General features: G+C 67.5%; 17 protein-coding genes. 4 read left to right on the top strand and 13 right to left on the bottom strand.

Annotated elements, in window-relative coordinates:
* The 4 genes from ACFY5B_RS04335 to ACFY5B_RS04350 all read right to left on the bottom strand — a co-directional run.
* Positions 1 to 352: pentapeptide repeat-containing protein (locus ACFY5B_RS04335; protein ID WP_389964291.1), on the bottom strand; the 352-nt coding region annotated here is incomplete at its 3' end.
* Positions 352 to 657 carry a DUF6313 family protein gene (locus tag ACFY5B_RS04340; protein ID WP_389964294.1) on the bottom strand — a complete coding sequence of 102 codons (306 nt, stop codon included), beginning with the start codon at positions 655 to 657 and terminating at the stop codon, positions 352 to 354. The genes ACFY5B_RS04340 and ACFY5B_RS04335, both read right to left, overlap by 1 nt.
* On the bottom strand, positions 654 to 1,139 hold the full coding sequence (locus tag ACFY5B_RS04345; RefSeq protein WP_389964297.1) for a DUF6313 family protein: 486 nt from the start codon (positions 1,137 to 1,139) through the stop codon (positions 654 to 656). The genes ACFY5B_RS04340 and ACFY5B_RS04345 overlap by 4 nt, the downstream gene beginning before the upstream one ends.
* Positions 1,140 to 2,041: 902 nt before the next feature.
* Positions 2,042 to 2,320 carry a hypothetical protein gene (locus ACFY5B_RS04350; RefSeq protein WP_389965142.1) on the bottom strand — a complete coding sequence of 93 codons (279 nt, stop codon included), beginning with the start codon at positions 2,318 to 2,320 and terminating at the stop codon, positions 2,042 to 2,044.
* Positions 2,321 to 2,398: 78 nt separating this feature from the next.
* On the opposite strand from ACFY5B_RS04350, the gene ACFY5B_RS04355 reads away from it, so the two are divergent.
* A complete protein-coding gene (locus ACFY5B_RS04355; protein WP_389964300.1) occupies positions 2,399 to 3,154 on the top strand; it encodes a GntR family transcriptional regulator in 756 nt (251 codons plus the stop codon).
* Between the two features lie 45 nt (positions 3,155 to 3,199).
* Positions 3,200 to 3,652, top strand: coding sequence for a hypothetical protein (locus ACFY5B_RS04360; protein ID WP_389964303.1), 453 nt, complete (start codon positions 3,200 to 3,202; stop codon positions 3,650 to 3,652).
* 180 nt (positions 3,653 to 3,832) lie between these two features.
* Here ACFY5B_RS04360 and ACFY5B_RS04365 read toward each other — a convergent pair whose 3' ends face one another.
* From ACFY5B_RS04365 to ACFY5B_RS04375, 3 genes are all read right to left on the bottom strand, one after another.
* Positions 3,833 to 4,318 carry a hypothetical protein gene (locus ACFY5B_RS04365; protein ID WP_389964306.1) on the bottom strand — a complete coding sequence of 162 codons (486 nt, stop codon included), beginning with the start codon at positions 4,316 to 4,318 and terminating at the stop codon, positions 3,833 to 3,835.
* Between the two features lie 407 nt (positions 4,319 to 4,725).
* Positions 4,726 to 5,472 (bottom strand): hypothetical protein, encoded by a 747-nt coding sequence (locus ACFY5B_RS04370; RefSeq protein WP_389964308.1) that lies wholly within the window; start codon positions 5,470 to 5,472, stop codon positions 4,726 to 4,728.
* 173 nt (positions 5,473 to 5,645) lie between these two features.
* Positions 5,646 to 6,152 (bottom strand): DUF6624 domain-containing protein, encoded by a 507-nt coding sequence (locus tag ACFY5B_RS04375; protein WP_389964311.1) that lies wholly within the window; start codon positions 6,150 to 6,152, stop codon positions 5,646 to 5,648.
* Between the two features lie 482 nt (positions 6,153 to 6,634).
* Between ACFY5B_RS04375 and ACFY5B_RS04380 the strand changes: the two genes are divergently transcribed.
* Entirely contained in the window at positions 6,635 to 7,594 is a 960-nt protein-coding gene (locus tag ACFY5B_RS04380; protein ID WP_389964312.1) for a D-2-hydroxyacid dehydrogenase family protein, read from the top strand.
* Positions 7,595 to 7,784: 190 nt separating this feature from the next.
* Here the strand turns inward: ACFY5B_RS04380 and ACFY5B_RS04385 are convergent, their stop codons facing one another.
* The 3 genes from ACFY5B_RS04385 to ACFY5B_RS04395 all read right to left on the bottom strand — a co-directional run bounded on the left by ACFY5B_RS04385 (position 7,785) and on the right by ACFY5B_RS04395 (position 9,165).
* The gene (locus ACFY5B_RS04385) at positions 7,785 to 8,063 is read right to left on the bottom strand and encodes a hypothetical protein (RefSeq protein WP_389964315.1); all 279 of its coding nucleotides are present in this window, start codon (positions 8,061 to 8,063) and stop codon (positions 7,785 to 7,787) included.
* Between the two features lie 143 nt (positions 8,064 to 8,206).
* Positions 8,207 to 8,482, bottom strand: coding sequence for a hypothetical protein (locus ACFY5B_RS04390; protein WP_389964318.1), 276 nt, complete (start codon positions 8,480 to 8,482; stop codon positions 8,207 to 8,209).
* Positions 8,483 to 8,892: 410 nt separating this feature from the next.
* Positions 8,893 to 9,165: a hypothetical protein gene (locus tag ACFY5B_RS04395; RefSeq protein ID WP_389964321.1), complete on the bottom strand. Its 273-nt coding sequence runs from the start codon at positions 9,163 to 9,165 to the stop codon at positions 8,893 to 8,895.
* 750 nt (positions 9,166 to 9,915) lie between these two features.
* Between ACFY5B_RS04395 and ACFY5B_RS04400 the strand changes: the two genes are divergently transcribed.
* Positions 9,916 to 10,203 carry a chaplin gene (locus ACFY5B_RS04400; RefSeq protein ID WP_389964324.1) on the top strand — a complete coding sequence of 96 codons (288 nt, stop codon included), beginning with the start codon at positions 9,916 to 9,918 and terminating at the stop codon, positions 10,201 to 10,203.
* Between the two features lie 172 nt (positions 10,204 to 10,375).
* Here ACFY5B_RS04400 and ACFY5B_RS04405 read toward each other — a convergent pair whose 3' ends face one another.
* The 3 genes from ACFY5B_RS04405 to ACFY5B_RS04415 form a co-directional block, all read right to left on the bottom strand.
* Complete coding sequence (locus tag ACFY5B_RS04405) at positions 10,376 to 11,242, bottom strand: tyrosinase family protein (protein WP_389964327.1); 867 nt, start codon at positions 11,240 to 11,242, stop codon at positions 10,376 to 10,378.
* Positions 11,226 to 11,714 (bottom strand): tyrosinase family oxidase copper chaperone, encoded by a 489-nt coding sequence (locus ACFY5B_RS04410; protein WP_389964330.1) that lies wholly within the window; start codon positions 11,712 to 11,714, stop codon positions 11,226 to 11,228. The genes ACFY5B_RS04405 and ACFY5B_RS04410 overlap by 17 nt, the downstream gene beginning before the upstream one ends.
* Before the next feature lie 195 nt (positions 11,715 to 11,909).
* Positions 11,910 to 12,032 carry a hypothetical protein gene (locus ACFY5B_RS04415; RefSeq protein ID WP_267886808.1) on the bottom strand — a complete coding sequence of 41 codons (123 nt, stop codon included), beginning with the start codon at positions 12,030 to 12,032 and terminating at the stop codon, positions 11,910 to 11,912.
* Positions 12,033 to 12,725 lie beyond the last annotated feature (693 nt).

The following is a 12,725-nucleotide window of genomic DNA, read 5'->3' on the forward strand; positions in this document are numbered from 1 at the left end:
CGGCGTTCCTGAGGTCGGTGCCGCGCAGGTCGGCGCCGGCCAGGTTGGCACGGTGCAGGTCGGCGTTCCTGAGGTCGGTGCCGCGCAGGTCGGCGCCGGCCAGGTTGGCACGGTGCAGGTCGGCGTTCCTGAGGTCGGTGCCGCGCAGGTCGGCGCGCCGTAGATCGACGGGAGCCCGCTTGGTCGCAGGGGGACTCAGCCTTCTACCGATGTGCGCGGCCTCATCATCCGAGAGCGGGTGATTGAAATCGGCAAGCAGGGTAAGTGCCTCCCTGCGGGCATCGTCCGGGGCGTCGGGGCATGTCAAGTAGAGAAGGCCGCGCAGCTCTTCCTCAATAGTCCTGTCCGCCATCACGCCTCCCTTTCACCGCTCGGTGGTAGCTGGTCGTTCCTATGCCTGCATATGGGGCAGGTGCTGCGCTGATGGGGCAAGTACACCTTGAGTATGTTGAGCGTCATCCGCTCACTCGCTCGCAACGCAGCCCTCGGCGCATAGCGGTCCATCTCTGACGTCTGGAGCACCCGACTAACGAGTTGCTCCCAGTGGTCCTCTGCCACCGCCCAATCACTCCCGTGCCACTGATCCGCGAACTGTTTCGCCAGCTTGGCGTCATCCCCTCCGGCTGCACAGAGGTCGTAAAGCGAGAGCACGTTCACCCTTCCTCGTCAGTTTGCGGGATGGAGTAACGACGCAACTCATCAAGTACCTCTGCCAGTTCTTGTGTCCGGTGGGTGTCGATCTGTGTGGTCACGATGTAGCCGACTGCTCCCCCGATAAGTGCTGGCATCACCGCCCAGCCTGCGAGTGAAAGCGGCCAGGCGCACAATTGCTGCCTGACGTCTCCGGGAGAGGTGATGGTAACGAGAAGGTTGTAAGCCTGGGCCCAGCCGTTCAAGAAGCCGTTGAGCAGGTAGAGGGCGACTAGACCGAGGAACCCAGGAACGAGGCGTAGGAGCCAACGCTGGAGGCGCGGCAGGGCCTCGCGGGATCGCCACAAACGGCGCGTACGAGTTCGCCAGTTCGGCGCAGGCGGTGGTATCAACAATTCCCCCGAAGTCACGACCCTGAACATACCCGTCACATGGTCTCTCATAGCGCCGAACGGGAATGAATCATGAACCTGCATGAGCAATGCCATGGACTGCGAGCCCAGCAACGGCGGTGAAGACGGCGCCCGGCCGAGGGGGACCATTCCGCAACTACGGTGATCACTAGGGTGATCACCGTAGGCGCACAGGAACCGGGCCTCGCCAGATGACCACGATGTCGCGTCTGTCAGCCGTGGGATCTGGAGTCACCAATACTCCCCCAGGAACTTGCCGGCCGCAGGTTCGAGTCCTGCCGGAGCGCAAGTCTCCGCCCTCCCGTTTGGGAGGGCGTTCTGCTGCTCATGGCGGGTGCCAGCTGATGCGACGAAGCCCCAGACGCCCCCTTGATGATCAAGGGCGGGATCTGGGGCTGTCCGGCTTTTGCTGGGGTTTCTGCGGGTGGCCGTGTCGAATGCGTGTCGAAGTTTCTGCGGGCCGCGAGGTCCGCGACCACCCGCGCGTCTTCGTCACCTTGACGGCCCCTTCGCTCGCAGGCGCATGTCTCGACGACAACCGGCAGGTCAATCGGTGCGGAGGCCGGGGAGGACTCCGTGCAAGCAAGATGCGTGCCGATGCGACAGGCGGTCGACCGGTAGGGAACGACCGAAGCCTCGGTGATGCGGGGCTGTTGGCGAGGAGTCATCGAGGGACGACCAGGCTTCAGCGGGAGGTGTGCAGCGACGACCACCTCGCGCGGCTGTACTCGCCTCTCCCGAGCGAGCATGTACGGGCGAACAAGCGCGTTGTCCTCCCCCGCGAGCGGGTGACGGTGGCTCGTGGTGTTGGGAGACCGGTCCAGGAGGGCCATCGGTGCGTCAGCGGACGTGGAGAGAACGGGGGTCGCCTGGGGCCGAGACGGCCGTAAGGGACGGCGGTGCCTGCCCTTGGGGAAGTAGCGCGCTCTGGTGAGCAAGGCGGCACGGCGGATACGGTCGAACACGCTGCTCAGCTCCTATCGCTGATGGCTCGGTCCCCCGACATCGCCCGTCGTGGGGACCGCTTTGTTTACGACCGCCCAGAGAGTGCGGTCGTTCAGGCTGGTGGCGAGGAGTCCGAACCGATCGGCCTCGGCCACCGCTTCAAGGACCTCCCGCCATAAGTCGGCAGAGAGAGATTCCGACACCGCCGCTTGGACCGACGTGTGCCGGTCGTGTTCCTCCACACGCGCGGGGAATCCGAGGTCGGACAGCCGGGCAGCGATGGCCGCCGCGAGTACTCCCGAAGCGGGCACAGGGCAGCCTCCGTCACCATTGATCACTTTCAGTGAAGCTAGTTAACTAGATTAGAGCTAGTGGACTAGATTTTCCATATGCCTGAGCAGCCGCCCTACCTCCGCATCGCCGACGAACTCCGGCGACGGATCGCGGAGCACGTATGGGAGCCCGGTGACCGCCTGCCCTCCCGTGCCCAGATCGGACAGGAGTGCGGCGTGGGCGAGAACGTGGTCCGCCGCGCTCAGGAACTCCTGATTTCCCAAGGTGTGCTTGATGGGCGCGCCGGTTCGGGCACGTACGTCGCCGAGCCCCGACAGCGGGTCCGGATGGTCCGGTCATCAGCGCGAGAACAGCCCAGCGGATCACCCTTCCGGGCAGACATGAAGGCCCTGGGAAGACAAGGCGATTGGGAGAGCCGGACCGAGGCCAAGGTGCCGGCTCCTGCGGACATCGCTGCGCGGCTCGGCATCGCCGAGGGCGACCTGTGCGTTCGGACCTTGTACGAGTTTCTGGCCGACGGCAGGCCGGTGCAGCTGTCGACGAGTTGGGAGCCGTACGACCTCACCGCCGGCACTCTCGTCGTTCTCCCCGAGGGAGGACCGCACGCCGGGGCAGGTGTCGTGAACCGCATGGCGGCGATCGGCGTCACCGTCAGCCACGCCGTGGAGCAGCCGGAGCCGAGGCAAGCAACCGCCGAGGAAGCGTCACTTCTCGGTATCCAGAAGGCTGCTCTCGTGACGCACATCCGGCGGACGTACTACAGCGACGACGGGCGGCCCGTCGAAACGGCGGACATCGTTGTGCCCGCTGCACACTGCGAGATCGTGTACGAGATCCCGATCAACCGCTAGCTCTAAATCGTCTTGGGTGCCGACTCATCTGGGCAAAATGGGCGCATGGCATCGGAGTGGGTCCCCGCTGTGGTCACCGGAGTCTCAGGAGCCCTCGGAGTCACTTTCACGTGGCTCGCCGGAGCTCAAGGTAGAGCACACGCAGAGCGCATGGTTGCGCAGTCACGAGAAGCCGAGCAGCGCACTCACCTACGAAAGGAGCGGCGCGATGCCTACTTCGAGGCGCTCCGCGTGGCCGTCCTCGATGTGCGCCGCCTGAGGTACGAACGGTCTGGCAAGACCGAGAAGCTCCGAGAAGTCGAGCACTATTGGACTAAGACCAAACGCATCGAAATGAGCATGGAGGCCCTCATCGCCTTGCACGCGTTCGGCAGCGAGGAGGCCCGCCACTTCGCTGAGGAATGGCAGGTGGCGACAGAGGCCAGCGACCTGGACACAATGCAGCGGCTTGTCAGGCAGTTCGGGGAGCTCATGCGCACTGAACTCCAAGAAGGCTAGCCACGGGTGCCACGGCGCCAGGGCCCTAGCCAGGGCGTGTCGAATGCGTGCCGAAGGCCGATCGACGAGGCGCCCGGCGCGGGAGAAGAACCAGGTCAGCAAGAGTAGGGCACGACATACACCAAGCGCCTTCTAAGACCCGGGCCGCTCGCTGCCTGTGGGGCCTCGCCATGAGGATGGTCAGTCTTCGCCCACCTGCAATAGCACGACGGCGAAGTCATTGCTGATCCCCGCGACGACTCCGTCGAAGGTATGCCGGGTGACCGGGTCCCACGCACGCGCCCGGGGCGAAAGGTCGCTGATGTTCGTGTACCAGTCAGACTGGTAGCCGAGCAGACGCACGACCCGCTCAGCCACTCGGTGAACATGGGCACGATCGCGGCGTGGCGTACCCGGGAACACGAGGTCCTCAGCCGCCAGGTAGGTCAGGAGGTCCACAGCTCGCACACCGTCGATCTGCGAGAGCGCCTCCTTGACCTCTTCTGGTGTATCAGGACCGACTGCCCCCGCTACGGCGTAGTCCTTCCAGGCCCGTTCCGCCTTTGCGGCCACTTCTCGAACGAGGTCCGGAACTGATGTGCCCTGCCTGGCGACCACGCAGCCGAAGACGCCGCTTCCCCGTGCCAAGGAACCTATAAGGCTGCGCAGTTGCGTCGCTACGTCCACTCGACCATGCTCTCATTCCGATCGGCTGGAGCCCGCGCATCCGTGGCCGCGCGACCAGCAGCGACCGGAGCCCTACGCGACGGCAATGACGGCAGCGCTGACGGCAACGAAGACAGACGGCGGTAGCCGTCAGCAGCCGGTCATGGCTGCGGCGCCAGCCGAACCGGACGTGCGGCACAGGGGTGCCCGCATCTTCTAAGCGCTTGGCCGCAGGTTCGAGTCCTGCCGGGGGCGCAAGTCTCCGCCCTCCCCTCGGGGAGGGCTTTTTGCTGGTCAGGGTGTATGCCAGCGGATGCGAGGAAGCCCAGCAGATTCTCCCCGGCAGTGATGCCGAGCTTGCCGCTGCTGGCGTTGCCACGCGCGACACCTTCGCCCGAACCTCTACCGGATCCTGGACAACGCGGTTCTCAGCCGGAACAGGCGGCCACCTGCCCGACGACGGAGAAGCGCTGCCGACACTCCGGGCACGTCGCCTCACCGAAGGCATAAGTCAGGGCGCGCGCGACTTCCTCGTGGCCGTCGGTCAGGGCAAGGTCGTAGAGGCGCCGGCCGAGGCCTTCCAGGGCGCGGGGATCGGCCGGGTGGAGAGGGAACGTCTCGACGTCGTCGGAGAGGGCGTAGTCCTCCGCGGTGCTGAAGAAGCCTCGCTCTCCGAGAACCACCCACAGCGACACGCACCCCTCGGGTTCGGGGCACTCAAGCTCGTACTCCTCGCTGACCACGCCCCAGAGCAGGTCCTCCGCCCAGTGGATGTCGCCCTCCAGGTTCAAAACCGCCTCAAGCAGGTGGCAGTAGTCATTCCGGCCGGCGGTGTGCTGCCGCCACCGGTTCGCGGCGCCCAGCAGGCGCGCAGTCTCCGGCGCATACCGGTGCCGCAGGTTACGGGTCTCGTAGCGCCGGTCGGCCTGGACGAGAAGGGCGCCGGCCAAGTGGAGGGCCGAAGCTGCCACGTCGGCCTTCTCGGCCTCCGCCATGTCGGCGAGCGTGTGCAGCACCAGAGGATCGGCTACATCCAAAGTGCCGTTGTGATAGAGCTCCGTCCACAGGTCGCTCCACGCCTGACCCTCCCGCCCCGTAGCGGCACGTTCCAGCAGCGACTTCAGGCGGTCGGAATCGGCGTCATCGGTGCGGGGAGCAGGAACACTCGTCGTCATCCCCGGTATCCAAGCAGACCGACGCAGACGCACTTTCGCCGAGCTGCCGATCGCCGTGGATCCGTAGCGGTCGGAGTGTCCCGTGGCTGTGGCCGCTGGCCGGGGAGCCGTTGCACAACTTGCCGGCTGCCGGAGCCCGGTCAGTGATCACCGGACGCGGCTGGAACGGGGTGTCAGTTCACGGAGAACTTGGCGACATGCTCGTCGAAGGGCTCGATGCCGACTTCCGCACGGAGTGCGTCCATGCGCTCGGGCTCTTCGCAGGGCCACGGAACCGGTGCTCCGTCCTTCACACCGGCGATCTGAGTGCCGTAGATCTGCTTGCGGCCCTCGTTGACCAGCGTGCGGTCGCGCAAGAAGGCCAGCTCACGCATGCCGGCCGAGCCTGCCGACACCGCCTGCTGCATCAGCTGGAGGGCGCGACGCTGAACGTCGAGCTGGCGGTCGGCGTGCTGGGCGATCAGCCATGCAGCGCGTGCGGCCTCCTCACCGACCAGTTCCTCCGTCGGCCAGCCGTACTCGTCCATGATCTCGCCGAGCCGGTCACCGTGCCGAACGGTCAGCCGCCGCCACGCCAGCTGCTCGGCGGGGTCATCACTGTTCGCGCGGACGGCTAACTGGTGATCGGCCGCAGCCATGTCCGTGAGTTCCACCGCCAGTGCGGCAACGTCGTGCGCCACTCTCGCCCCCCCGGTCAATCCGTGCTGTGCATCCGCCCGCAAGCCTAGAGGTGCACATCGGACGTAAAGATCATTCCGGAGAACGGTGACAGGCGCCTCCCCGCACGGAGATAATGGATCCACCCCCGAAGCCAGAGCCGGATCGCCGCGACGGTCACGCTGCCCTGGAAGACATAGACCTGCTTTCGGGCCTCGTGTCCACCGCCCGGAAGCCGAGGCCACCGATCGGCCTGCGTTGGAGCTGTTCTTCGAGCTGCTCGACGAGTTCCGTGACCAGTCCCGTGCTGACCTCCCTGGCCAACAGGGCCAGGCGCAGTCCTGGTCCGGATCGAGGGCCCACCCCAGCGCTTCGGGACGAAGACGAAGGGGGCCGCGCGAGGCGGTGTCGAGGTTCTGCCCCTTTTCGCAGCCCGGGGCACGCGCGATCATGGTCCCCGAACGCCAACCCGAACCCGGACCCTGCACCGTGAAAGAGGCAAGCCGTGCGGCTGCGATGCGCTGTACTGGACGACTTCCAGAAGGTGGCGACCGAGGTCGCCGACTGGGCGGAGGTCGCGGACGACGTGGAGGTCGTGACGTTCGATCGGCACATCGAGGGCGCGGACGACCTGGCCGCGGCGCTGGCCGGCTTCGACATCGTCGTGACCCTGCGGGAACGCGTGCCGTTCCCCGGATCGTTGATCGCCCGGCTGCCCCGGCTGAAGCTGATCGTCGCCTCCGGCATGCGGAACTCCGTCATCGACTACGCGGCCGCCGAGGCCCACGGCGTCACGGTGTGCGGCACGGCCAGTTCCTCCACCCCGCCGGTCGAACTGACCTGGGCACTGCTGCTCGGCCTCGCACGCGGGGTCGTCGAGGAGAGCAACGCCCTGCGCTCCGGCGGCCCCTGGCAGAGCACGGTCGGTGCCGATCTGCACGGCCGACGTCTCGGGCTGCTCGGCCTGGGGAAGATCGGCAGCAAGGTCGCCCAGGTCGGGCTCGCCTTCGGCATGCACGTGAGCGCCTGGAGTCAGAACCTCACCCGGGAGCGTGCCGACGAGGTCGGCGTGGAACTCGCGGCCTCCAAGGAGGAGCTGCTGACGGACAGCGACTTCGTGTCGGTCCACCTCGCCCTCGGCGACCGCACCCGCGGCCTGCTCGGCCGGTCCGAACTCGCCCTCCTCAAGCCGTCCGCCTACCTGATCAACACCTCACGCGCGGCGATCGTCGACCAGGACGCTCTCCTCGACGCCCTGCACGCGGGCCGTATCGCCGGCGCCGGCGTGGATGTCTTCGACATCGAGCCCCTTCCCGCGGACCACCCGATGCGTACGGCACCCCGGCTCCTCGCCACGCCGCACCTCGGCTACGTCTCGCGGGCCAACTACGCGACGTACTACGGGCAGGCGGTCGAGAACATCCGCGCGTTCCTCGCGGGCGCGCCGGTGCGACGGCTGCCTTGACGTGCATTTACGGGTGCTTTGATCCCGTCCGTCGCCGCACTCGAGCCAGGGACCACTAAGCGCGGGGACAGTGAAAACACGAGGATGGCCGGGGCCCGTTAACGGGCCCCGGCCATCCTCTGATGCGCAGGTCGTCCGACACGACGGTGCGGAGGTGGCCAAGTGCTGTTTTGGCCGCCGGGGACGAACGTCAGGACTTCTGGCCAGGGACGACGACGCTGTTGACGCAGGTGACCTCACCGTGCGAGGTCGGACACGACTGCGTTGACTCGTTGACGACCTCGACGTTCCCGTGCTTGTCGCTGTTGACGCGGTACTCGCTCACCTGCACGCAGCGAATGTGGCCCTTGCCGTCGTCGACACACTTGCCGGCGCCATCGCTGGCGAAGGCGTGGACGGTACCGACACCGACCAAAGCAAAGCTCCCCAGGACACCCGCGGCCGCTGCGAACTTCTTCGAACTGAACATCTACCCATTCCTTTACGGTCGGCCCCCGTGGCTGGACGGCGGAGCCGTTCCGACGCTTGGACCGGCAAACAAGCCTGGCAGCAGGCCCGGGAATCGGACTCCGGGTGCAATCCCCGGACCTGCGTAGATCACCTGATCAGCGATCAACGACCACCGAGGGCGAAGTTCTGCGTGCAGGTCACGGACTTGCGCTCGCTCTGGTCGTTGGTCTGGAGGCCGAGGATGTTGATGGCGAGGTTCAGGTCATCGATGCTGATGAGCCCAGCCGTCTTCGAGTCGTTCGCCTCGCACGACTGGTTCTGCTTGTTGTCGACCTTGAGCTTCGCGTCCTCGTCCGCAGCCTGGCCGACGCCGGCGCCCAGGAAGCTGACACTGCCGAGCATGGCCACGACGACTGCGGTCCTCTGGTACTTGCGCATTACCTCTCCGATCTGTCGACACAGCCCGTGATGGGCTGGTCACTGACAGTGGCAAACACTAGGCGATGAATTCGGCTCTCGACAGACGAAACGCCCAATCACGCAACTGCTAGAAAAAAAACCCGTTGCGACCCATGTACACAGACACCGGGCAACCGCTTCGGGCGGCCACCCCTCAACAGGGTGTCGCCGAGGTCGCGCGTCTGCGACAGACGCCCGTCGCCGCAGACACGCGAACGTCACCGAGGGGCCGAACGTCGACATGGGGACGACGACGGCCCGTCACGTCGGCTCATCGCGCCACATGCAACCGACTCAGGCCCTGCGACACCTGAGAGCCCGGCGACACGCCTCAGGGCTCAGACACTAGGTCTGAGCCCTGAGAACTGCCTACATCACCGCGTCAGCGGTCACTTGCCACCGAAGGCGAAGGCCTGGCTGCAGGTGATCGACTCGCGCTCGCTCTGGTCGTTCGACTGCACGCCGAGGACGTTGATCCCGACCAGGACGTCCTCAGCCGCGATGAGACCACCCGTGATGGTCTCGCTCTGCGAGCAGGACTGGTCCTGGTCGTTGTCGACCTTGACCTTGTGCCCGTCCGAGGCGTGGCCGATGCCGGCGCCCAGGAAGCTGACGCTGCCAAGCATGGCCATGACGACTGCGGCCTTCTGGTACTTGCGCATTACCTCTCCGTTCTCGAGTAGACACAGTCCGCACCGGACCGGTCACCAACAGTTATTAACGTAAGGGATGGATCGCCATTTATCCACGCGAAACGCCCAGAGTTGCGCGAGTCGTAGAAGATGGCATGCCATGGTCGCTTCGGGCGTTCCCTGGCGGGCCCGAACCCCTTCGACAGCAGCCCTCGACTGCGCAAGGCAGTCGTCGTCCACGGCCGCAGACCGCGGCTCACATGCTGTGAGGTCGAGTAGCGGCGACGATAGCGCGCTGCACCGGCTCCCTGCGGAGATCTTCGCGGAGCGCATTACGAACCGGCCGGCCCATAGCAGCCCAGTCCGATGGACCTACTCGCATGTCGACTTACGCCTGACCGGAAGCCGAACCACCGTAAGCAGCTGGGTGCACATACATGAGCCGCCCGGGGCTCGCCTGCCGGCAGAGGGGCAACCTGCGCCCGGGCCGGCACTTCCGGTCGGCGGGCTCACGGAATACCGCAGCGGCCGACCGACGGGTCACAGCCCTTGGCCCGTCTTGCGGCCAGGTGGGTGCGGACCACGGGCACACATGCGGCCGGACCACCCCCGGAACAGTCCGGTGCCTCATGTGAAACCACCGCTCGAATGGCGGATCTCCTGTCCGGAAAGGGTGATCACGGCAGAATTGTCGTGACTGGTTGAGGGTCCACGCGTTGAACGGGCAGTGCGGCCGCTCGTACTGCTGCCGCACTTACCTAGTCAGTAAGGGAGAACGTGATGTCTCGCATCGCGAAGGTTGGCGCTGTTGCTCTCGGCACGGGCGCCGTGGTGCTCAGTGGAGCCGGTCTCGCCGCCGCGGGCGCCGGCGCCAACGGCGCTGCTATCGGCTCGCCCGGCGTCCTGTCCGGCAACGTGGTCCAGGTGCCGGTTCACGTGCCGATCAACGTGTGCGGCAACACCGTCAACTTTGTCGGCCTGCTGAACCCGGCTGTCGGCAACGAGTGCAAGAACGAGGACCACAAGAACCACGACAAGAAGAGCAAGAAGAGCGGCCACCGCCACTGACTCCCGCTGTCGTGATCCGAGGGCCCCGGCCTCCCAAGGCCGGGGCTTTCCCTGTGCCCGGCCTCCCTGTGCCCGGCCTCCCTGTGCCCGGCCTCCCTGTGCCCGGCCTCCCCGTGCCCGGCCTCCCCGTGCCCGGTGAAATCCGTCGTGCCGGTGCGGAATCCGTGTCACCTCACGCGTAGCGGTAGATCCGGCCGACGTCCTCCAGTTCCGCCGGTGTCACGTCCCACGGCGGCAGGCGCTCGTGCCGTGCCACGATCCGGCCGTGCTGCCGGTCGCCCCGTCGCGGCGGTGTCGCGGGGAGGTAGCCGGCACCGCGGTGCCGACGCTGCCAGCGATACCACTGCAGGTCGATGAAGGCGTGGTGCAACCAGAACACCGGGTCGTTGACGGAGGCGCCGCCGAGCATGTCCCCACCGACCCAGCCGTGCACTCGATTGTGGTTGCGCCAGGGCGCGTTGCCGCGGCCGGTGCCCCAGCCCTCCAGCTTGTTGCGGAACCCCCGGGTGACCGTCGAGTCCCAGGGCGCCACGTCGTAGACAGGGTCCTCCAGCGCCCGCTCCAGCTCGCTCTTGGTGGGCAGGCCGACCGGGTTGCGGGGGCGTCCGAGGTTGCGGGTGAGGAACTCCCGGTCGGTCACGTTCACCTTGATGGTCCAGTTGCCTTCCCGGTAGGCGAACGGACCGGTCATCACCTGATGGTCGGAACGGCGCCCGTCACCTCCGAGGAGACGGGCCGTCCAGGGCGCGGAGGTGGTCCTGCGGTCGCGTGTCCAGTCCCAGTACGGCACCGTCACCGAGGAGTCCACCCGGCGCAGGGCGCGCTCCAGGTCGAGCAGGAACCGGCGGTGCCAGGGCAGGAACGACGGCGCCATGTGCGCGGCGCGCAGTCCGTGCTCGCCGTCCGCGGAGAAGTACTCGATGTGCATACGGACGAACTCGTCGTACTCGCCCCGCCGTTTGACCTCCAGGAGCGCCTTGACGAACCGCCGCTGCTCGGACCTGGTGAGCGTACCGACGTCCCTACGTACGTACGCCACGCCGGTTCTCCGTGTGGACGTGGCCCGCGCCTGCCGGGGCCGGCTCACGCAGGCGCTGGCCGGGGCCGAGCGCGTCGACGGCGGCGCGGGCCGCCTCGATCGGTGAAGGGTAGGAGCAGTAGTGGTCGACCATGCTGAGCCAGGTGCCGTCGGCCCGGCGCATCAGATGCAGAGGGCGGCCGTCCACAGTGATGTGCCACCGGCCCCGCCCGGCCGGGTCGCGGGGTGGGTTCCACACCATGACGATGCGGCGGCCGTGACGGGTCTCGGTGGAGACGGTGGCGCTCGGGGCGTCCCCGGCTCCGGGGCTGTGTGACCGGAGGGCGGCGGCCACCGGGGCACCCACAGCGGCGGCGAGGGCGCAGACCCGCAGACCGCGCGCCACCTCCCGCCGTGTACTGCCCCGTTCGGGTCGCGCCGGGGCCGCCGGCACCCCGTCGTCCGCCTGCCCTCCGCCGATGCCGACGGCCATGGTCCACTCCTCGTCCGGTTCCGGTGTCGTAGCCGTAACCGCCGGACGTCCCGCGCGGTCACCGCCGTGCGGCCAGACAAGTGATCGTTCGTTCCTCCGGGGGAGGAAGCCGGCCGCGTCACCGGGCGGACACGTACGGAGGGCCGGTCCTCGGACTTTCCGAGGACCGGCCCTCCGTACGGGGTGGTTGCCGCCCTAGAACCACAGGTTGCCGTGCACCGGCTTGGCGTCGTTGACCGCGGACGCGGCGTTCTTCGCCGTGTGGACCAGCGACTCCTTGCCCTCGGCGGTGACGTCCAGGGGGACCTTGGTGCTCACACCTCCGGTGAAGTCGGTGGACGCCAGGTCGCGCGTGCTCTGCGTGGCCGGAGCGGGCTGCGGGACAGGGGCCGGAGCAGGCTGCGCAACCGGGGCGGGCTGAGGGGCCGGGGCCGGAGCAGGCTGGGCGACCGGAGCAGGCTGAGCGACCGGAGCGGCCTGCGGGGCCGGAGCGACCTGAGGGGCCGGAGCGGGCTGGGCAACCGGGGCGCTCTGAACAGCCGGAGCGCTCTGGGCGACGGGAGCACTCTGAACCGGAGCAGCCTGAGGAGCCGGCGCAGCCTGAGCCATCGGAGCAGCCTGCACGTCCGGAGCGCTCTGAGCGGCGGGCGCACTCGGAGCGACCATGACGTCCTGCGCGAACGCGGGCGTGGCGGAACCGGCGGCGATCAGGGATCCGGCAAAGACGGCGGCAGCCTTCAGAGACTTCATCGTGTTCCTTTCTTCGGCAACGCGCGTCGCCGGAGGGGATTCTGTCGCCGTGCCTAACGAGCCCTGGCCTGGGCGGAAACCGGAGATGCCGAAGATTGCCAATACCTCATATGAAATCTATTAAAAGACCGAAGAACAACAGTCGTGGGGGGGGGGGGGGGGGCGGGGCGCCCCCCCCCCGGGGGGGGGGGGGGGGGGGGGGGGGGCCCCCGCCCCCCCCCCCCCCCCCGGGCGCGGGTCGGGCCGCGCCCCGGGGGGCGC

It is taken from the genome of Streptomyces sp. NPDC013187, assembly GCF_042899705.1.
GTDB lineage: Bacteria > Actinomycetota > Actinomycetes > Streptomycetales > Streptomycetaceae > Streptomyces > Streptomyces hawaiiensis_A.